This window comes from Capnocytophaga sp. ARDL2 (assembly GCF_041530365.1).
Lineage (GTDB): Bacteria > Bacteroidota > Bacteroidia > Flavobacteriales > Flavobacteriaceae > Flavobacterium.
Genome location: NZ_CP168034.1, coordinates 2,393,255 through 2,415,154, shown reverse-complemented (window position 1 = coordinate 2,415,154; position 21,900 = coordinate 2,393,255). Strand labels below are relative to the sequence as shown.

Genomic DNA, 21,900 nt, shown 5'->3' with positions numbered 1-21,900 from the left:
ATAAAACAAACTCTGTCAAAGTTTACTATTTTAGTAGTTTTGACGGATTTTTTTATTATCTCTTCTCTCTAAGCATTTTTTATATGACATTAGTAATTGAGTTTGATAAAAAACCTTTATTTTTGTAGCTAAAATTTTAATAATATGCAACTTTCAGAAAAATATAATCCTTTAGATACCGAACAAAAATGGTACAACTACTGGTTGGACAACAAATATTTTAAATCTACTCCCGACCATAGACCCCCATACACTATTGTAATTCCACCTCCTAATGTTACGGGGATTCTCCATATGGGGCATATGCTCAATAATACTATTCAGGATGTACTCGTACGCCGTGCCAGAATGCAAGGCTTCAATGCTTGTTGGGTACCTGGGACTGACCACGCTTCCATTGCTACCGAAGCAAAAGTAGTAGCAAAATTGAAAGGCGAAGGTATCAATAAATCCGATATTACTCGTGAGGAATTCCTAAAACACGCTTGGGAATGGACGCACAAATACGGTGGGACGATCTTGGAACAATTGAAAAAACTCGGTTGCTCGTGCGATTGGGACAGGACCCGTTTTACTATGGAACCGAAATTGTCCGAGCAAGTGATTAAGTCGTTTGTAGATTTGTACAACAAAGGATTGATTTATAGAGGGTACCGCATGGTCAATTGGGATCCGGAAGCCAAAACCAATATTTCCGATGAAGAAGTAATCTTCAAAGAGCAAAACGGAAAATTGTATTTCTTAAAATATCAAATCGAAGATTCGGAAGAATTCCTTACTGTAGCTACCACGCGTCCCGAAACGATTTTTGGCGATGTGGCGGTTTGCATCAATCCCAATGACGAACGCTATGCCCATCTGAAAGGGAAAAAGGTCATCGTACCGATTGTCAATCGTGTGATTCCGATTATCGAAGATGAATATATAGACATTGAGTTTGGAACGGGAGTATTGAAAATTACACCAGCACATGATATTGCCGACTATGAAATCGGGCAAAAACATAATTTGCAAATTATTGATTCCTTAGATGACGATGGAAATCTAAACGAACATGGTATGCACTATGCTGGGAAAAATAGATTCGTGGTTCGCAAGGAAATCGCCAAAGAGTTGGAAGAAAAGGGCTTATTACTCAAAGCCGAAGATTATGTGAACAGAGTAGGAACTTCAGAGCGAACAGGAGCGGTGATTGAGCCCAAAATCTCTCAACAATGGTTTTTGAAAATGGCTGAAATTGCCAAACCAGCACTTGATGTGGTGATGAACGATGAGGTAAAATTTCATCCCGAAAAATTCAAAAACACCTACAAACACTGGATGGAAAACATCCGCGACTGGAATATTTCTCGCCAACTGTGGTGGGGACAGCAAATCCCAGCCTATTATATATCCTTTTCCGACCCTTCCGAAGGAAAGGAGTTTGAAGGCAAGTATGTCGTTGCTGAAAATGAGGAAAAAGCAAGGGAATTAGCCCTCGAAAAATTCCCCTCCTTGGGAGGGGTTAGGGGAGGATTCTACCTTCGTCAAGACGAAGACGCCCTCGATACTTGGTTCTCCTCTTGGTTGTGGCCAATGTCGGTATTCGACGGACTTTTGGACCCTGAAAACAAAGACATCAATTACTATTACCCAACCGCCGATTTGGTGACGGGGCCCGATATTATTTTCTTTTGGGTAGCCCGTATGATTATGGCAGGATTGGAGTGGAAAGGCAAAGTGCCGTTTAAAAATGTGTATTTCACGGGAATCGTTCGCGACAAGCAAAGACGCAAAATGTCTAAATCTTTAGGGAACTCTCCAGACCCTATCGAGCTGATGGACAAATACGGAGCCGATGGTGTAAGGGTAGGAATTTTGTTGAGCTCTGCCGCTGGAAACGACTTGCTGTTTGACGAAGATTTGATGCTTCAAGGACGAAATTTCGCTACGAAAATTTGGAATGCTTACCGCCTCACACAAGGGTGGAACAAAGAGCAAAAACCAATGGGCGAAGCGGAAAAACAAACTATTGAGTGGTTCGGTAATCAGTTGGATAAAACCATTGCAGAAATCAATGAGCAATTTGAAAAATTCAGAATTTCCGATGCGTTGCACCTCATCTATAAGTTGATTTGGGACGATTTCTGTGCGTGGTATTTGGAGGCTGTAAAACCAAATTATGGCGAGGCTATTTCGCAAGAAGTGTATGATAAAACCATGTATTTCTTTGGTGAGCTGATGAAATTATTACATCCGTTTATGCCGTTCTTGACCGAAGAATTGTGGCAAAATATGGCAGAACGCACGCATGAAGAGGCTCTAGTCATTGCCCAACAGAAAACAGCCGAGGCCTTTGACTCAAAAGCGATTGAGGCTTTTGCCTTTGCCCAAGAACTCATTTCCGGTGTGAGAAACTACCGCCAAAGCAAAGGGATTTCGCCAAGGGAAGCCGTAGAAATCTACACCAATGCTACAGCGTTTGAAAACGAAGCCGTGATACAAAAATTGGCCAATGTTTCAGCCGTACATTTCTCAGCGAAAACCGATAAGCCGAGTTTTACTTTCCTTGTAGGAGCAACAGAAATTTCCATTCCACTCAGTGAAAACCTCGATTTGGCGGAAGAGAAAAAGAAAACCGAAGAGGAACTCAACTACCTCAAAGGCTTCTTGGTTTCAGTAGAGAAAAAGTTGAGCAACGAGAAATTCGTAGCCAACGCCAAACCCGAAATCGTAGAAAACGAACGCAAAAAGCAAAAAGACGCCCAAGAGAAAATTGCCTTGTTAGAGGAGAAGTTGGCGAGCTTATAAATAACAGATTTTAAAATTTGAATACCGTGTAAGGCGGGACAGGAATGAGGTAATATAATGTTACCTCATTTTTATTTCTTAATTTTTTGATAATGAAATAAATTTAACTATATTTACGAAATTCAAACATTGAAACCGTTATGTTAGTAAAAATATTCGGAAGTGCGGTGTTTGGAATAAATGCCACTTCCATAACAATCGAAGTAAATATAGATAAAGGGGTAGGTTACCATTTAGTAGGCTTGCCTGATAGTGCCATTAAAGAATCCAGCTATCGAATAGCAGCCGCTTTGTCCAATGTTGGCTATCAACTTCCAGTAAAAAAAATAATCATCAACATGGCACCCGCCGATTTGAGAAAAGAAGGTTCAGCTTATGATTTGTCCATCGCGATGGGAATATTATCTGCAACTCGACAAATCAAAGAAGATGATTTTTCAGAATGTGTGATTATGGGTGAGTTGTCTTTGGATGGAACAGTTCAACCTATAAAAGGAGCTTTACCAATTGCCATTCAAGCAAAAGAAGATGGATTTAAACATATTTTTTTACCTAAGGCGAATGAGTGCGAAGCAGCTATCGTTGATGGTATTAATGTGTACGGAGTAGAAAATATTTTGGATTTAATCAATCATTTTGAAGGAGGAGCAAATATAGAACCTACAGTATTGAATCAAGAAGAATTGTTTCAAATAGAAGATGATTTTGCAACCTTAGATTTTTCGGAAGTAAAAGGTCAAGACAATATCAAAAGGGCAATGGAAATTGCCGCAGCAGGTGGACATAATATCCTGTTGATAGGACCTCCAGGATCTGGAAAAACCATGATCGCAAAACGTATTCCAAGTATTTTGCCTCCTATGACTTTAGAAGAATCCTTGGAAACTACTAAAATACATAGTATAGTAGGGAAAGCTCAAAACATCGGTTTGATCAAAAAAAGACCTTTTCGTTCACCACATCACACGGCTTCGTCTGTTTCTTTGGTAGGAGGAGGGAGTTATCCTCAGCCGGGAGAAATCTCTTTGGCACATAATGGTGTGTTGTTTTTAGACGAATTGCCCGAGTTTAAACGCGAAGTGTTGGAAGTAATGCGTCAGCCGTTAGAGGATAGAGAAGTAACAATTTCGAGAGCAAAGTTCACTGTTTCCTATCCATCATCGTTTATGTTGGTAGCAAGTATGAACCCAAGTCCCAGTGGATATTTTACAGATGAAAAAGGACTGTCGCAATCGACACCTCAAGAGATGGCACGTTATCTAAATAAAATTTCAGGGCCATTGCTCGATAGGATAGATTTGCATATTGAAGTAAATCCTGTGCCTTTTGAAAAGTTGGCTGAAATTTCCGCATCAGAAAGTAGTGAGTCGATCAGACAACGAGTAATCAATGCAAGAAAAATTCAATCCGAACGATTTGCACCTTACAAAGGCATTCATTACAATGCACAGCTCAATAATAAATTGATGAAAATGTTTTGTGTGTTAAACGACGAATCTTTAGGGTTATTAAAAATAGCTATGAATAAGTTACAATTGTCAGCCAGAGCCTATGACCGAATATTGAAAGTATCACGGACTATTGCAGATTTAGACAATTCACAAGATATTCAACCTCATCATATTTCAGAGGCAATTCAATACCGAAGTTTAGATAGAGAAGGGTGGATTCGGTAAAAATCCATTGTATATTTTTGATAGATTGGAGAGAAATGAGTAATTTAGCCGAATTAATTGAAAGAAATTAGAAAAAATAAATCTTATGTCTTACGATATCGTAATTTTAGGTAGTGGACCAGGAGGTTATGTAACCGCTATTCGTGCTTCACAATTGGGCTTTAAAGTAGCCGTAGTAGAAAAAGAAAATTTAGGAGGAATCTGTTTAAACTGGGGATGTATTCCTACAAAAGCTTTGTTGAAATCTGCACAAGTGTTTGATTATTTAAAACATGCTTCTGATTATGGTTTGACAATCAACGGTTCGGTTGATAAAGATTTCAACGCTGTAATTGCTCGTTCGCGTTCTGTTGCAGAAGGAATGAGCAAAGGTGTTCAATTCTTGATGAAAAAAAACAAAATCGAAGTAATTGACGGTTTTGGAAAAGTATTACCAGGTAAAAAAGTTGAAGTAACTAAAGGTGACGGTACAAAATCAGAAATTTCTGCACAACATATTATCATAGCAACAGGAGCACGTTCTCGTGAGTTGCCAAACTTGCCACAAGACGGTAAAAAAGTAATCGGATACCGTCAAGCGATGACTTTGCCAGAGCAACCAAAGAAAATGATTGTAGTAGGTTCTGGAGCTATCGGAGTGGAATTTGCACATTTCTACAACTCAATGGGTACAGAGGTTACGATTGTTGAGTTTATGCCAAATATTGTACCTGTAGAAGACGAAGATGTATCAAAACAATTTGAGCGTTCGTTGAAAAAAGCTGGTATTAACATTATGACTAATTCGTCAGTAGAAAAAGTAGATACAACAGGAGCAGGAGTAAAAGCTACTGTAAAAACAGCCAAAGGAGAAGAAATCTTGGAAGCAGATGTATTATTGTCGGCTGTAGGAATTAAGTCAAATATTGAAAACATTGGCTTGGAAGAAGTAGGAATCAATGTGGACAGAGATAAAATCTTAGTAGATGAATTTTATCAAACCAATGTGCCAGGATACTATGCTATTGGAGATGTAGTACCAGGACAAGCATTGGCCCATGTAGCATCAGCAGAAGGAATTTTGTGTGTGGAAAAAATCGCAGGATTGCATGTTGAGCCGTTGGATTATGGAAATATCCCAGGATGTACGTATGCAACTCCAGAAATCGCATCAGTAGGTTTGACAGAGAAAAAAGCGAAAGAAGCAGGGTACGAAATCAAAGTAGGAAAATTCCCGTTCTCTGCATCTGGAAAAGCAAAAGCCGCTGGAACACCAGACGGATTTGTAAAAGTTATCTTTGATGCAAAATACGGTGAATGGTTAGGTTGCCATATGATTGGAGCGGGAGTAACAGATATGATTGCAGAGGCTGTTGTAGCACGTAAATTAGAAACTACAGGTCACGAAATCTTGAAAGCTGTACACCCACACCCAACTATGAGTGAGGCGGTAATGGAAGCAGTAGCTGCGGCTTACGATGAAGTAATCCATTTATAATAAAAAAAAACTGTCGTAAATGCGACAGTTTTTTTATTGTGAAAAATATTTAAAATTAATTTGTTCTAAATAATATTTGTTTTTATATTTGCAAGGTAATTATGAATTACATGCGAGTAGTTACATATATTATTGTTGTTAGTTATTTTTAGTTTATTAAAAAGGGGGAATTACTTTGGTTTCCTCTTTTTTATTTTTATGTGATTATTTAAATTTGATTCTTAATAGAAACTATTTTTTTTAAATACATCAATAGGTAAATATTTATAATTTGAGAAAAGGACAGGAGTGTTGTATCTCATATAATTTATTAGGTTTTACAAAGGTAAATCATTCAATAAATCTTTTGAATTCAAAAAGAGGTATTAGTATTCGAAAGATTAGTTTATTGAAAAATGAAAAAGTACAAAGAAAATACCTAAAAAATCTTATAAAATATCTATTTGAAAATTAGGAGTTTGGGAAAATGAGGACTTTAAAAATGCAATAAAATCAAAAAAAATAGTAGAAAAAAGTTGTATCAATAAAAAACTGTTGTATATTTGCATCGAAATCAAAGTCGCCTCTGTAGCTCAGCTGGCTAGAGCAGCTGATTTGTAATCAGCAGGTCGTGGGTTCGAGTCCCTCCAGAGGCTCTGAAGATTCATTTAATTAAATGAGTTTTCGTTGTTCATAGTATTGATTTTTAAGGTTATGTTGCCTCTGTAGCTCAGCTGGCTAGAGCAGCTGATTTGTAATCAGCAGGTCGTGGGTTCGAGTCCCTCCAGAGGCTCTGAAGATTCATTTAATTAGATGAGTTTTCGTTGTTCATAGTATTGATTTTAAGGTTATGTTGCCTCTGTAGCTCAGCTGGCTAGAGCAGCTGATTTGTAATCAGCAGGTCGTGGGTTCGAGTCCCTCCAGAGGCTCTATTAGGTTCATTGATAAGGTGGATTTAATGTTTTCATAGTAATTGGTTTTTAAGGTTTTATTGCCTCTGTAGCTCAGCTGGCTAGAGCAGCTGATTTGTAATCAGCAGGTCGTGGGTTCAAGTCCCTCCAGAGGCTCTTAAACTGGAAGAAAGACATAGTGTAAACTATGTCTTTTTTTTGAACTATACTTTGAATTTGAAAAGTTTAAAGTTATAGTTTCTGATGCCTCGAGCAGCATTTTGGGTAAATTTTCTTGTCCTCAAGTCTACACTTGAGGATAGGAATAGTTTTTTCATGTTTCCAACGGAGTTAAATCTCAAAAAAAAATATGCAAGAGAGTATGTATGACTATCTAAAAAGGGATTTAGTGATGTTAAAATTCCACAATGCAACTCGAAGATTTGAGCAATGTGTAATCTAATACGTCAGCTTTGGGTAAATATCACAAATGTCTATATCCTGTACAAAATATGGTACTGATAAAAATATTGGTCGATTTATTTTATTTTCGAAACTTTAGTTAGAAAATAATAAAGTTGATTTTCAAGTTTTGGTAAAAAAATATTCCCAAATTGTTTGTAGAATAAAAAAAAAATTCGATATTTGCACTCTCTTTTCAGAGGAAGAAAAATGAAAGTTGGTTTTGGATATTTCAAAATATTTTTTATTTTTGCAAACTCAATGAAAATTGCTCCGTTCGTCTAGGGGTTAGGACGCCAGGTTTTCATCCTGGTAACAGGGGTTCGATTCCCCTACGGAGTACCAAAAAGTTTAGTAATATCTTTACAAAAATTACGCTCCGTTCGTCTAGGGGTTAGGACGCTAGGTTTTCATCCTGGTAACAGGGGTTCGATTCCCCTACGGAGTACCAAAAAGTTTAGTAATACTTTTCAAAAATTACGCTCCGTTCGTCTAGGGGTTAGGACGCCAGGTTTTCATCCTGGTAACAGGGGTTCGATTCCCCTACGGAGTACCAAAAAGTTTAGTAATATCTTTACAAAAATTACGCTCCGTTCGTCTAGGGGTCAGGACGCCAGGTTTTCATCCTGGTAACAGGGGTTCGATTCCCCTACGGAGTACCAAAAAGTTTAGTAATACTTTTCAAAAATTACGCTCCGTTCGTCTAGGGGTTAGGACGCCAGGTTTTCATCCTGGTAACAGGGGTTCGATTCCCCTACGGAGTACAAATTAGTTGTAAATAAGTTTTATAAAATAATGGTAAGTGTCTCGATCATTATTTTATTAGTTAAAACCAAAGTGATTGTTTACAATTGTGGGAGGTTTTTCTTTTTTAACTAATATTTTTATAATAATTATTACAATTAAAAAACGAATTAAAAAATGGCAAATCACAAGTCAGCTTTAAAAAGAATTAGAAGCAACGAGAAAAAAAGAGTATTAAACAAATACCAACACAAAACAACTCGTAACGCAATCAAAGCTCTTCGTTTGATCGAAGATAAAACAGAAGCAACTGCAAAATTGCTAGTAGTAACTTCAATGATTGACAAATTAGCTAAGAAAAACATCATCCACGCTAATAAAGCTTCTAACTTAAAGTCTAAATTGACAAAGCATGTAAATGCGTTGTAAGAACAAGACCAACAACTAAACAATATAAGCTCTCTTTATGAGAGCTTTTTTCGATTAAAGAAATGCAAAATTATGTCAGAAATTAGAAACATTGCCATTATCGCCCATGTTGACCACGGAAAAACAACTATGGTAGATAAAATTATGTACCATTGTCAATTGTTTAGAGAAAACGAAAACACAGGCGAATTGATTTTGGACAACAACGATATCGAAAGAGAACGCGGTATTACTATCGTGTCAAAGAATGTGTCGGTACAATATAAAGGAACAAAGATCAACATCATCGATACTCCCGGACACGCCGATTTTGGTGGAGAGGTAGAGCGAGTGCTCAATATGGCAGACGGTGTATTGTTGATTGTAGATGCTTTTGAAGGTCCAATGCCTCAAACGCGTTTCGTATTGCAAAAAGCTATCGAATTGGGATTGAAACCATGTGTGGTAATCAACAAAGTAGATAAAGAAAACTGTACACCGGACGATGTACACGACAAAGTATTTGACCTAATGTTTGAATTGGGTGCAGAAGAATGGCAATTGGATTTCCCAGTAGTGTATGGTTCGGCAAAAAACAACTGGATGAGTCCAGATTGGAAACAACCGACAGACTCTATGGAATCATTGTTGGAAATGGTTATCAACCATGTACCGGCAGCTAAGCAAAACGAAGGTACGCCTCAAATGTTGATTACTTCGTTGGATTATTCATCATTTACAGGTCGTATTGCCATTGGTCGTTTGCACCGTGGCGTATTGAAAGAAGGAATGAACATTTCTTTGATCAAACGCGAAGGTGGTGTAGTAAAATCAAAAATCAAAGAATTATATACTTTCGAAGGATTGGGTCGTAAGAAAGTAGAAGAAGTAAAAGCAGGAGACATCTGTGCGGTAGTAGGAATCGAAGGGTTTGAAATCGGAGATTGTATCGCAGATTTTGAAAATCCAGAAGGATTGGAAACTATTAAAATCGACGAGCCTACAATGAGTATGTTGTTTACAATCAACGATTCGCCATTCTTTGGAAAAGAAGGAAAATTTGTAACTTCTCGCCATATCAAAGAAAGATTGACCAAAGAATTGGAGAAAAATTTGGCATTGAGAGTGCAAGAAACAGATTCGGCTGATAAATTTATGGTATTTGGTCGCGGTGTATTGCACTTGTCGGTGTTGATTGAAACCATGAGAAGAGAAGGGTATGAATTGCAAATTGGTCAGCCACAGGTGATTATAAAGGAGATTGGCGGAGTAAAATGCGAGCCAGTTGAAGAATTGACCATTGATATTCCAGAAAATCTTTCAGGTAGAGCAGTAGAATTTGTAACCTTGAGAAAAGGAGAAATGTTGTCTATGGAGCCGAGAGGAGAACGCATGATTATCGTGTTCCACATTCCATCGAGAGGAATCATCGGATTGAGAAATCAATTATTGACAGCAACCGCAGGAGAGGCAATTATGTCGCACCGTTTTATCGAGTATCAACCCTACAAAGGAGAAATTGCAGGTCGTATCAATGGTTCTTTGATTTCTATGGAAAACGGAAAAGCTATTCCTTACTCAATTGACAAATTGCAAGAAAGAGGAAAATTCTTTATCGATCCAAATGAAGATGTTTACGAAGGACAAGTAATTGGAGAAAACTCTCGTGGAGATGATATGGTAGTAAATGTTACTAAAACCAAGAAATTGACCAATGTGCGTTCGTCTGGAGCCGATGACAAAGCGAGAATCGTACCAGCAATTAAGTTTTCATTGGAAGAAGCATTGGAATATATTCAAAAAGATGAATATGTAGAAGTTACGCCAAAATCATTGCGTTTGAGAAAAATTTTCCTAAGCGAAAACGATAGAAAACGAAACAAGATTGACTAATCAAAAAAATAACCCCACTGTCTGAGCGATAGTGGGGTTGTTATTTTATCAAAAACGCCATATAGAAAAGTCATCTTCATTATCATATAGAGGTCTTCTTTCCACATGATCTTTACTTTCTTCTTTGGTCAAATGCTTTTTTATAGTAATTTCTCCTTGATTATTTAGAATATAATCATTTTTGAAAAATGAATTTTATTATCTTTATAAAAGACCAAATCCCTATCATAAATAGTAGGATTTCTTTCTAAAGGAGTGATTATGAATCGAAAACCAAATTTTCTTTTGTTTTCAAAAAGGACCATTCCTCTTTTGATTTTTCTACCAATTCACTGTAACTATAATGCGTGAACAAACTTTTTTCATGAAATTTGATAATCAACAGTTTTTCTTTTTCAAATAGTTTTTCATCAATTTGAGAATTTATAAAAATAAGTACACTATCTTTTAAATCAGGATAAGGAATATCTTCGTAATTTGAAATATAATAATATTGAGTACAATAAGCTCTATAATGATCGTCTTTGCTTACATATTTATATTTTTATTAAAATCTTTGTCGATGTCAGTAAATTTAAGATTTCTTTTTTTAGAATACCCTATAAAAAATAAACAAGTGAAAAGGATGATTAAATATTTCATAATTAATGTTTTAAGTTAAAGAAAAGAATTTAAACTTAAAATTAGATCCATTTAGATGAAATGATTATTCAAAGTTAAAAATTTTATCAATTGATTTTATATTGGTTATATGCTAATTGGTTTGATAAAAACTGAAACTATTTTTATGATAAAACAGATCTAATTGTGTGAAAACAGTATTTTTACTGTGAAAAAATCCGTATTTTTGGGAAAATTTTTTCAATGAAAATTCAAATTCCTTATACTTCGACGGGTTATTTTTCTTCTTTGATGATTGATTATTTACAACAAAATAGTCGATTGAAATCACTGTATCATCGTTTTCCTACATTGGAAAATTTTCCTTCACAAATTCAAGAAAAACAATCGGAATTTACTAAAAAACAGCGACAACTTTTGGTTGATGAATTGCACCGTCAGTATGAATCGGTTGTAATGAGTGGGGCTACGAAAAAAAATATCAATTCGTTATTGCAGGATACTGCGTTTACCATTACCACAGGGCATCAGTTGAATTTGTTTACAGGTCCCTTGTATTTTATTTACAAAATCGTTTCTACCATCAATTTGTGTAAACAATTACAAGTTAAATATCCTGAAAATCAGTTTGTACCTGTGTATTGGATGGCAACTGAGGATCACGATTTCGAGGAAATTAATCACTTTTCTTTTCAGGGAAAAAAAATCCAGTGGAATAAAGAATTTTCTGGTGCTGTAGGCGAAATATCAACCGAGGGATTGGAGTCGATTGCTGTATGTTTGGAATCGATTTTACCTCAAGGAATAGCCGCTACAGAGTTGAAAGAATTGTTTTCAAAAGCCTATTTACAACATTCAAATTTGGCAGATGCTACACGCTATTTGGTCAATGAATTGTTTAGCAAAAACGGTTTGGTTATCATCGATGGAAACAGCAGAGTGTTGAAAAGAGAATTCGCCCCTTTGATGCGAGAAGAATTGCTATATCAATCGGTAAAACCTGCTGTAGAAAAGAGTTTTGAAGTATTGCAAACGGACAAAATTCAGGTAAATCCGCGAGAAATCAATCTATTTTATTTAGATACAAATCTGAGAGAACGCATTGTAAAAGAAGGGGGAAAATATCGTGTGTTGAATACAGATTTGCAATTTTCAACCGATGAATTATTGGAAATTTTGGAGCAAACACCCGAAAAATTTAGCCCGAATGTGATATTGCGACCGTTGTATCAGGAAAAAATACTACCCAATTTGTGTTATATTGGCGGAGGTGGAGAATTGGCGTATTGGTTGGAATTAAAAGAAGTTTTTGCCTTGCACAAGGTAGTCTTTCCTATGTTGTTGTTGCGCAATTCGGTGTTGATAGCCAGTGAAAAGCAAAATCAAAAACGAGAGAAATTGGAATTGAGTTGGGAGAAAATGTTTTTGAAAAAAGACCAACTAATCAATCAAAAAACAGCTCAATTGTCTGATAAAAGTGTAGATTTTTCACAATTGAAAACTCAGTTGCAAGAGCAATTTTCGCAGTTGAAAAATCAAGTGTTGAAAACCGACAAAAGTTTTGAAGGAGCTGTTTTGGCACAAGAAGCGAAGCAGTTGAAAGGATTGGAAAAGCTCGAAAAAAGCTATTTCAAAGCCGAAAAAATCCGTCATCAAGACCAATTACAACGCCTATTGGAGTTGAAACTACAGTTGTTTCCCAACGACGGCTTACAAGAGCGAAGCGACAATTTTTCGAGTATGTATGTAGAATACGGAGCATCGTTTATCAATACTTTATTGGAAGAATTAGATCCGCTGAATGATGAGTTTATGGTGAAAATAATAAAATAACCAATCATGCTTAGAAAACTATTATTTCCTTTTTCGGTGGTGTATTATGTGATTATGACCATTAGAAATTGGTTGTACGATATCAAGTTTTTTTCATCGACTTCGTTTGAGATGCCTATTATTGCGGTGGGCAATTTGTCGGTGGGTGGTACGGGAAAAACGCCTATGACAGAATACATTGTGCGATTGTTGGGGCAGAAATATGATACCGCTATTTTGAGTCGTGGGTATGGAAGAAAAACCAAGGGATTTGTGTTGGTTGATGGCGAAAGTACGGCTCAAAAAATTGGTGATGAGCCTTTTCAGTACGCAATCAAATTTCCTTATGTAAAAGTAGCAGTTTGTGAGAGTAGGGTAGCAGGTGTAAACGCTTTGCAACAGTTGTTTCCCAAAAATGAATTGGTAATTTTGGATGATGCGTTTCAGCACAGAGCGATCAAGGCGGGATTTTATGTGCTACTCACTGCTTACGATGATTTGTATATCAGGGACTGGCTGTTGCCCATGGGAAATTTGCGTGAATCTGCCGCTGGTGCTAAAAGAGCCGATGTGGTAGTAGTAACTAAATGTCCTGTAAATTTGTCTGTAGATGAGCAAAATGCTATCAAAAGGAAATTGAATTTTGCATCGGATAAAGTATTTTTCTCCACTATTGAATATGCTGATTTTGTGAGTAATGGAAAGGAGTCGATAACAAGAAATGAGTTGGTTGTGGAGTTTGTTGCGGTTGCTGGTATTGCCAAGCCTCAATATTTTTATGAAACATTGGGAGTTGCTTCTGAAAATGCGATGACTTTTCCAGATCATCATCCGTTTTCTACTCAAGATATTCAATCAATTTTGGATAAAGCCCAAGGTAAAAAAATCCTTACAACCGAAAAAGATTTTATGCGATTGAAAGGATTGATTGCTGAGCAACAATTGTATTACCTGCCTATTAAAACCAAGTTTTTAAACAACGGAGAGCAGTTCGACCAATTGTTACAATCTTTTGTTGCAAATAAATAATTGTAAAATCATTGAAATCTAATAATCTATCCATACAAGCCATTAGTTACACCCTTATCAATTATGTAGGGGTGTTTTTGGGTATGTTTTCTACACTGTTTATCTATCCTCAAGACAAGTATTTGCTGGGGATTTTTAGTTTTGTAGAGGGTTTTGCTCAGATTTTATATCCTGTAATGATGATGGGAACTTCGATGGCATTGGTCAATTTTCAACCGCAATTGTCTGAGGTTTTTCAGCGAAAATTGTTTAGTTACAGTTTGTTGTCCATTGCTGTTTTTGCATTGTTGGTAGGCGTTGTGGTCGGTGTTTTTTATCAATTGCAATGGTTTGAAAATTGGCAGTATTACTTTTATGGAGTGGTGCTTGCCGTCACGTTGGCATACATCGATTTGTCGAAAAAACAATTGTCTTTGTTGCAAAAAATTGCCTTTCCTACCGCTATTGAAAAAATTGTCCCAAAAATCATTTTACCTGTGGTGTTTGCATTGGGGTTGTTTGTCGGGATATCTTATGAGAGTTCATTGGGGGTGTTTGTTGGTTGTATGTCGATTGCTATGTTGATTGTTTTGAAATACACTTTCAGACAATTTTCGCCCATTTTTACTACAAAATACAACGATTTGTTTCAAAAAATAGACAAAAAGCACTATTATGTCTATAGTCTGTATGCATTGAGTGCAAGTTTGGGGGCATTTTTTGCTTTTCGCATCGATTCGGTGATGATTCCGGAATTTTTGACTAATACTGCCAATGGAGAATATCGTTTGGGAGTAAATATTGCCAATGTTTTGATGATACCTGCCACTGGGATTTTTACCCTGTATAGTCCAAAAATTTCTGAATATATCAAAAATAATCAATGGGGAAAATTGGAAAGTGATTATAAGGAAGTAGCCAAAGGATTGTTTTTTGTAGGCATATTGTTTTTTGGAAGTTTGATTATCGGAATACAATCGTTTTTTGAGCAATTGCCTACAGCAGATCAATTGCAAAATTCTATTTGGATTATTTACCTTTTGGGAGGAAGTGTTTTACTGAATATGGCAACGGGCTTTAACACAGAAATTATTGCTTTTTCCAATAAATTTTCATTCAACCTTTATTTGATATTCTTATTAGCTATTAGCAATGTATCACTCAATTATATTTTGTTGACATCTACCAATTGGGGAATCATAGGAGTAGCCATTTCCACCTTGATTTCTATGACGCTATACAACGCAATAAAAATGTATTACATATACAAAAAGTGGAATATACATCCCTTTTCTGATAGTTATTTTTGGTTGGCGGTGATGGCATTTGCTTGTATTGTATTGTTTGGGAAACTACATTTTTTAGATGTGTATCGTTTTGGATTTGTATTGAAAATTGCACTGTTTGTAAGTTTGTACTGTTTGTGGGTTTATCGAAAAAATCACATTCCGTTTTTTACTAATTTGGTTGATAAATTTTTGAAAAAATAATGAAATTATACACCATACTACCAGCTTATAACGAAGAACAATTTTTGTCTCAAACCTTGGATTCGATACTCAATCAGACCAAAGTACCAGATAAAATTGTAATCGTTGATGACAATTCGACTGATAAAACGTCTGAGATTGCTAAGAAATACGCTGAAAAATATCCTTTTATCAAATATTATCGTCATACATCCGAAGCTCTACATTTGCCTGGAAGTAAAGTTATTCGTGCGTTTCAATATGGGCTGTCAAAAGTCGATGATTCGTACGATTTGATTGGAAAAATAGATGCAGATTTGATTTTTCCAGTTACTTATTTTGAAGAAATAGAAAAGGCTTTTGCATCTAATCCACAATTGGGATTGGCTGGTGGTTTTGCCTATATAGAAAAAGACCAACAATGGGTCAAAGAACGATTGACCGATGATGATCATGTGCGTGGAGCTTTTAAAGTTTACTCTAAAAAATGCTTTCGACAAATAGGAGGGGTGAAAGCAGCGATGGGGTGGGATACAGTTGATGAATTGTTGGCAAAATACTATGGTTGGGAAGTAAAAACACTTTCAAATCTACATGTAAAACACCTAAAACCTACAGGTGCAAGTTACAATAAGACGGTAAGGTATAAACAAGGAGAGGCCTTTTATGCTTTGGGGTATGGGTTGCTTTTGACTACCATTGCCGGAATGAAATTGGCAATACGAAAAAAACGCCCTTTGCTGTTTGTTGATTATGCGATTGGTTATATCAATGCTCCAAAAAAAGGTGTGAAGAAATTGGTAAACAAAGAACAAGAACATTTTGTACGAAAGTATCGTTGGAGGAAGATTTTGAAGAAAGTTTTTTTATAAAAATCAACAATTAGTATTGGATTCTATATTTGCAAAGATGACAAAAATTTCTAATATGATCTATTCTTACCATATTTGTCCTTGTTTGTTTTAAATTATAATAAATATTTTGATTTTTAGTAAAATGTGTTTTTTGTGTTACTCCATAATGCATAATGAGGAGGTTCTTCATTGAAATTTAGAAAAAATGGTGTTGATTTTCTATCGTTGTTAATTGAAATAATAAAAAAATATCATAATAAAGAGCAAATAAAAAAACTTGCTCTTTATTATTGTTAAATAAGAAAATTACCACGAAGTTCTAAAAATCTCTATTTTCTCTACGCCGTTGGCTTTTATTTTTCCTTTAACTACAATTTCTATTTCCCCTTTTCTTACTTCAATACTTCTAATGTACTGTTCTTCATACTTTTGATCATCTTTATATTTTGTCCAAGCATCAGCAACAGCCTTATTGAGTATTTCTGAAGTTAACTTTGTAAAATCAAATAATTCGTCTTCTAATCGGAAATTTTCGGCTCCTATCCCTATCACATTTATTTCCTTTGTTTCTGCTGGTTGCCAACCTCCTATTAGTCCGTGATAAAGAATTTCTTGTACTCTCCTTTTATCCACATTATCCTGATAAACAATCTGTGTAAGAAGGTAGTATTTATCACTTCCTTCTGGAGAAGACCCATTAATGGTAAATTTTACTTCATCCATCACTTTAGCGTTTTCTGCTCCTGCCTTTTCTATGACAAGATTGTACCATTTTTGCACTTCTTCTGGTTTAGAGAACATCTGAAATTCAATGTCTTCTACACCTTTTGCAGCTTCAGCGGCTTGTGTTACCGCATTTTTCATCTCCTTTACTTTGTTGCAAGAGATTATACTTCCTAAAACAGTAGCCAATGCTATTCCAAAAACAACTCCTTTTTTCATAAAAAAAATATATAGTTAAAACATGATCAAAGGTAGAGGTTCTCAATCAAAAAAACAAAAGAAAATTATATTTATTTTTTAGCAGTGTGAAAATTATAGTTAATTTAGAAGGGAGATCGGTTTTCTCTAATTGCTTGTTGAAGTTTATTTTCTAAAGCTTTCTTTTATATAATTGTAAAAACTTATCAATTATTTATTTTCAAATTTCATTTACAAATAGTAACTTCGTGTTTTAAAAAAAATCATAATAAAATTAAGGGTATGATATACTATATTAGTTCAGAGCGTTTGTCTATTCAGGATGTACAACGCATTGTATTTGAGAAGTATAAATTGGGTTTGTCAGAGGAGTCGAAACAGAATATATTGAAGTGTAGAGAGTATTTAGACACTCGTATGGAATCGCAAAAAACGCCGATTTATGGAATTAATACAGGTTTTGGTTCTCTTTGTAATGTAAAAATCGACGATAAAGAATTGACTACCTTGCAAGAAAACTTGATGAAATCTCACGCTTGTGGATTGGGAGAGGAAGTGCCAGAAGAGGTTGTTCGTATTATGTTGTTTTTGAAAATTCAGTCGTTGAGTTATGGAAATTCGGGGGTGCAATTGGAAACCGTTCAACGATTGATAGATTTTTTCAATGAAGAAATTTACCCTGTGGTTTATACCCAGGGTTCATTGGGTGCATCGGGAGATTTGGCTCCGTTGGCTCATTTGTGTTTGCCGTTGATTGGCGAGGGCGAAGTGTATTACAATGGCTACCGTCAGCCGTCTGAGAAAGTGTTGGAACAAAAAGGTTGGGAACCGATACAATTAAAATCGAAAGAAGGCTTGGCGTTGCTCAATGGAACTCAATTTATGAGTGCGTACGGTTGTTATAACTTGATGAAATCTCTGAAATTGAGTATTTTGGCTGATATTATTTCAGTGGTTTCATTGGAGGGGTTTGACGGACGCATCGATCCATTCAATCATTTGATTCACGATGTACGTCCTCATCAAGGGCAAGTCGAAACAGCAGCATATATTACCGAGTTGTTGGAAGGAAGCGAATTGATTGCTCAACCTAAAGAAAATGTACAAGATCCTTATTCATTTCGTTGTATTCCACAAGTACATGGAGCATCGAAAGATGCGATTCGTTATGCGGTCCAAGTAATCGAAACCGAAATCAATTCTGTAACCGATAACCCCAATATCTTTATTGATGAGGATTTGATTGTTTCAGGAGGAAATTTCCATGGGCAACCTTTGGCACTAGCCTTAGATTTCTTAGGAATAGCCTTGGCAGAATTAGGAAATATTTCGGAGCGAAGAACTTACCAATTGATTTCAGGATTGAGAGGCTTACCCGCGTTTTTGGTATCCAATCCAGGCTTGAATTCAGGATTTATGATTCCGCAATATACTGCGGCAAGTATTGTGAGTCAAAACAAGCAATTGGCAGTACCTGCATCGATAGACAGTATTGTATCGAGTAACGGACAAGAAGACCATGTGTCGATGGGAGCCAATGCGGCTACAAAAACTTTGCGAATTGTAGATAATCTTACGAGAATTTTAGCAATCGAATTGTTTAATGCAACTCAGGCATTAGAATTTAGAAGACCATTGAAATCTAGTGAATTTATCGAAAATTTCGTGAAAAATTACCGAGAGGAAGTACAAATGGTACAAGAAGATAGAGTATTGCATTATGATTTAGAAAAAACCATTGCTTTTATAGAAAGTTTGACTGTGGAAGTAGAAGAATAGGAAAAATAAGAAAAATAAGAAAGTCATTTGGCAAGTACAAATGGCTTTTTTGTTTGTCTAAGAAAGTAAAGTTTGAAAAAAAATAAATCTATAGGCTTTAGAAAGAAAAATACCATTCTTTATCACTATATTTGCCAAACTGATGTATTAAAACTGCATCAATTATAAGTAATGATTATAACAGGAACAATTGAAAAAATTACGCATAAGGCGTATTATCGAGACGACAAAAAAATCAATTATTATGAGGTATTGGTAGTCTATAATTTCTACAATAATATCAATCATATTTTGTTGTTGTCTAAAGATATTATCAAGTGGGACAAATCGAAAGACAAGTTGTTTGTCTTTGAATTTGAACCTGCTACTAAGTATGTAAACCAAAAGCTAACCACGGATTTTTATTTGAAATCTTACAAAGAAGTTCAATCAAAATCCGGCAAAACTTTGACCGTGGTAACTACTTATTACGAAAAAAAATCGTTTGAAGTATTGCATAAACAAGAGGTAAAAGGGCGAGTGAAAGTTTTTGGAAAATTTATCTCAATATATCCAGATGTTGCCCCTTTGTATTGCTATTTTTGGGAGGATAACTATTTTTTGGTGGATTTGAACAAAGTGGAAAAAATCCAACTCAATTGCAAGAGTTTACCGTATAAAGATAAATACATTAGTAATATCGAAGTTTGGCGTACATTGAAAAAAGACAATTTTATAGGGAGTATTTTATAGGAAAAATTTATTATAGAAAAATCATGGAATGTATTTCGGTTTTTGATATGTTGAAAATAGGTGTAGGACCATCGAGTTCGCACACTTTAGGACCATGGAGAGCTGCGGAATCTTTTATCAAAGAGTTACAATCCTTGCAATTGTTGGAAAAGACTACGTATGTTTCGGTAGATTTGTACGGTTCGCTGTCATTGACAGGAGTAGGTCACGCAACCGATTTGGCAGTAATGCTTGGGTTGAGCGGTGCGGATCCAGAATATGTGCCTGTGGAAGACATTCAAGGAATTGTAAAAAAAATCAATAAAACCCAACAATTACAGCTCAATAATCAATTTCCAATCGAATTTTCTCCTGAAAAAGATATTGTTTTTCATAAAAACTTTTTGCCTTTTCATGCCAATGGTTTGACATTCAATGCCAAACATTCGGAAGGAATTTATACTTCTACTTTTTATTCAATCGGTGGAGGATTTGTGGTAAAAGAGGAAACTTCTACTCAAGAGTTGACTACTGAAGATAAAAAATCATTTCCCTATCCAGTAGAAACAGCCGATCAATTGTTGAAACATTGCAATGATTTAGGAAAGAGTATTTCTGAAATTGTGCATATCAATGAAACTTCTATCCGCACTGAAGAAGAAGTGGAAAGAGAATTGATGCGAATTTGGAACACGATGCTCGAATGTATTTATATCGGTTGTCATACTGAAGGAATATTGCCAGGAGGGTTGAATGTACGTCGCAGAGCCTTTGATATGTATCAAAAACTAAAAGGCGATTTTCCTTATAAAAATCCTCAGGAATGGTTGCAAACCATACGAAAAACCAAAGTTTATTTCCGACAAATATTGAAATGGGTAAGTTGTTTTGCATTGGCTGTCAATGAGGTAAATGCTTCGTTGGGTCGAGTGGTTACAGCACCAACCAATGGAAGCTCGGGAGTAATACCAGCGGTTTTGATGTATTATATGGTCATAGAAAACCACAAAGCAGGAGATAAAGAAATTCAACAATTTTTGAAAGTAGCAGGAGAAATCGGCAGTATTTTCAAAAAAGGAGCAACGATATCGGCAGCAATGGGTGGATGTCAGGCAGAAATTGGTGTTTCGTCTGCAATGGCAGCCGGAGCCTTGTGCGAATTGATGGGCGGAACTCCAGAGCAGGTGTTGATGGCGGCAGAAATCGCTATGGAACATCACTTGGGATTGACTTGCGACCCAATCGGTGGTTTGGTGCAAATACCATGTATCGAACGCAATACGATGGGAGCCATCAAGGCAATCAACGCAGCAGAATTGGCATTGGATTCAGACCCGAAAAATGCCAAAGTGCCATTGGATAAAGTAATTCATACGATGTGGCAAACCGCATTGGATATGAATAATAAATACAAAGAAACCTCAGAAGGAGGGTTGGCAGTAGCCGTGAATATGGCGGATTGTTAGTTTTTTTGTATAATGTATATTGTAGAACTGTAAATTGTCAATTTAAATGAAAATGAAACATTTTTACAATAAATAAAGCAATAATACATTATACTTTCATATATACAGTGAAAAATGTCAGTAGCAAAAAAAGATTATAAGAAAGTAACAACGAAATCTCTGTTTGATATGAAGCAAAACGGAGAGAAAATATCTATGCTTACAGCTTACGATTATACAATGGCAAAAATTGTAGATTCGGCTGGTGTAGATGTAATTTTGGTAGGTGATTCTGCAAGTAATGTTATGGCAGGACACGAAACGACTTTACCTATTACCTTAGACCAAATGATTTATCACGCATCTTGTGTAGTGCGTGGCGTTCAACGAGCGTTGGTGGTGGTAGATTTACCTTTTGGAACCTATCAATCCGACCCGAAAAAGGCGTTGAACTCTGCCATTCGTATTATGAAAGAGAGTGGAGGACATGCGGTAAAACTCGAAGGTGGTAAAGAAATCAAAGAAGGAATCAAGCGTATTTTGGAAGCAGGGATTCCAGTAATGGGGCATTTGGGATTGACACCACAATCGATTTACAAATTTGGAACTTACACCGTGCGTGCCAAAGAAGATGCAGAAGCTGCAAAACTATTGGAAGACGCCAAAATGTTGGAAAGAATAGGTTGTTTTGCTTTGGTTTTGGAAAAAATACCAGCAAAATTAGCCGAAAGAGTTGCCAAAGAAGTTTCGATTCCAGTAATCGGAATTGGGGCAGGAGCAGAGGTGGACGGTCAGGTGTTGGTTGTACACGATATGATAGGAATGACGCATGAGTTTAGTCCTAAATTTTTGCGTCGCTATATGAATTTGTATGAAGATATGACCAATGCTATCGGTCAATATGTTTCGGATGTGAAATCGAAAGATTTTCCAAATGAAAATGAGAGGTATTAAACTACAA

At 36.0% G+C, this 21,900-nt stretch carries 14 protein-coding genes and 9 tRNA genes; 22 read left to right on the top strand and 1 reads right to left on the bottom strand.

Translation table 11 applies throughout. The features are described from left to right. The first annotated feature begins 144 nt into the window (after positions 1-144). The 18 genes from AB4865_RS12190 to AB4865_RS12105 all read left to right on the top strand — a co-directional run bounded on the left by AB4865_RS12190 (position 145) and on the right by AB4865_RS12105 (position 16,101). Complete coding sequence (locus tag AB4865_RS12190) at positions 145-2,790, top strand: valine--tRNA ligase (RefSeq protein WP_372473579.1); 2,646 nt, start codon at positions 145-147, stop codon at positions 2,788-2,790. A gap of 140 nt (positions 2,791-2,930) precedes the next feature. Next, positions 2,931-4,466, top strand: coding sequence for a YifB family Mg chelatase-like AAA ATPase (locus AB4865_RS12185; protein ID WP_372473578.1), 1,536 nt, complete (start codon positions 2,931-2,933; stop codon positions 4,464-4,466). Positions 4,467-4,551: 85 nt separating this feature from the next. After that, positions 4,552-5,943, top strand: a complete 1,392-nt coding sequence (gene lpdA, locus AB4865_RS12180; RefSeq protein WP_372473576.1) for a dihydrolipoyl dehydrogenase — start codon at positions 4,552-4,554, stop codon at positions 5,941-5,943. Positions 5,944-6,504: 561 nt separating this feature from the next. After that, positions 6,505-6,578, top strand: a tRNA-Thr gene (locus AB4865_RS12175). 63 nt (positions 6,579-6,641) lie between these two features. Further along, positions 6,642-6,715 (top strand) — tRNA-Thr (locus AB4865_RS12170). Positions 6,716-6,777: 62 nt separating this feature from the next. Next, a tRNA-Thr gene (locus AB4865_RS12165) sits at positions 6,778-6,851 on the top strand. Between the two features lie 64 nt (positions 6,852-6,915). Further along, positions 6,916-6,989, top strand: a tRNA-Thr gene (locus AB4865_RS12160). 555 nt (positions 6,990-7,544) lie between these two features. Continuing rightward, a tRNA-Glu gene (locus tag AB4865_RS12155) sits at positions 7,545-7,619 on the top strand. A 31-nt stretch (positions 7,620-7,650) separates the two neighbouring features. After that, positions 7,651-7,725, top strand: a tRNA-Glu gene (locus tag AB4865_RS12150). A 30-nt stretch (positions 7,726-7,755) separates the two neighbouring features. Continuing rightward, a tRNA-Glu gene (locus AB4865_RS12145) sits at positions 7,756-7,830 on the top strand. Between the two features lie 31 nt (positions 7,831-7,861). After that, positions 7,862-7,936 (top strand) — tRNA-Glu (locus AB4865_RS12140). 30 nt (positions 7,937-7,966) lie between these two features. Further along, positions 7,967-8,038 (top strand) — tRNA-Glu (locus AB4865_RS12135). A 157-nt stretch (positions 8,039-8,195) separates the two neighbouring features. Then, the gene (gene rpsT, locus AB4865_RS12130; RefSeq protein ID WP_372473574.1) at positions 8,196-8,447 is read left to right on the top strand and encodes a 30S ribosomal protein S20; all 252 of its coding nucleotides are present in this window, start codon (positions 8,196-8,198) and stop codon (positions 8,445-8,447) included. Between the two features lie 72 nt (positions 8,448-8,519). After that, the gene (gene typA / locus AB4865_RS12125; protein WP_372473572.1) at positions 8,520-10,319 is read left to right on the top strand and encodes a translational GTPase TypA; all 1,800 of its coding nucleotides are present in this window, start codon (positions 8,520-8,522) and stop codon (positions 10,317-10,319) included. 864 nt (positions 10,320-11,183) lie between these two features. Beyond that, positions 11,184-12,773: a bacillithiol biosynthesis cysteine-adding enzyme BshC gene (gene bshC, locus AB4865_RS12120; protein WP_372473570.1), complete on the top strand. Its 1,590-nt coding sequence runs from the start codon at positions 11,184-11,186 to the stop codon at positions 12,771-12,773. A 6-nt stretch (positions 12,774-12,779) separates the two neighbouring features. Further along, positions 12,780-13,781, top strand: coding sequence for a tetraacyldisaccharide 4'-kinase (lpxK, locus tag AB4865_RS12115; protein WP_372473568.1), 1,002 nt, complete (start codon positions 12,780-12,782; stop codon positions 13,779-13,781). An 11-nt stretch (positions 13,782-13,792) separates the two neighbouring features. Next, positions 13,793-15,250, top strand: coding sequence for a polysaccharide biosynthesis C-terminal domain-containing protein (locus AB4865_RS12110; protein WP_372473566.1), 1,458 nt, complete (start codon positions 13,793-13,795; stop codon positions 15,248-15,250). After that, positions 15,250-16,101 (top strand): glycosyltransferase family 2 protein, encoded by an 852-nt coding sequence (locus AB4865_RS12105; RefSeq protein ID WP_372473564.1) that lies wholly within the window; start codon positions 15,250-15,252, stop codon positions 16,099-16,101. Before AB4865_RS12110 ends, AB4865_RS12105 begins: the two co-directional genes overlap by 1 nt. Positions 16,102-16,389: 288 nt before the next feature. On the opposite strand, the gene AB4865_RS12100 is transcribed toward AB4865_RS12105, so the two are convergent. Further along, positions 16,390-17,025 (bottom strand): hypothetical protein, encoded by a 636-nt coding sequence (locus tag AB4865_RS12100; protein ID WP_372473562.1) that lies wholly within the window; start codon positions 17,023-17,025, stop codon positions 16,390-16,392. Positions 17,026-17,286: 261 nt separating this feature from the next. Here AB4865_RS12100 and hutH point away from each other — a divergent pair, with 261 nt between their 5' ends. The 4 genes from hutH to panB all read left to right on the top strand — a co-directional run bounded on the left by hutH (position 17,287) and on the right by panB (position 21,893). Next, positions 17,287-18,783, top strand: a complete 1,497-nt coding sequence (gene hutH, locus AB4865_RS12095) for a histidine ammonia-lyase (protein WP_372473561.1) — start codon at positions 17,287-17,289, stop codon at positions 18,781-18,783. A 171-nt stretch (positions 18,784-18,954) separates the two neighbouring features. Continuing rightward, entirely contained in the window at positions 18,955-19,515 is a 561-nt protein-coding gene (locus AB4865_RS12090) for a hypothetical protein (protein ID WP_372473560.1), read from the top strand. 23 nt (positions 19,516-19,538) lie between these two features. Beyond that, positions 19,539-20,960, top strand: a complete 1,422-nt coding sequence (locus AB4865_RS12085; protein WP_372473558.1) for an L-serine ammonia-lyase — start codon at positions 19,539-19,541, stop codon at positions 20,958-20,960. A 114-nt stretch (positions 20,961-21,074) separates the two neighbouring features. Further along, entirely contained in the window at positions 21,075-21,893 is an 819-nt protein-coding gene (gene panB / locus AB4865_RS12080) for a 3-methyl-2-oxobutanoate hydroxymethyltransferase (RefSeq protein WP_372473557.1), read from the top strand. Positions 21,894-21,900: the final 7 nt, after the last annotated feature.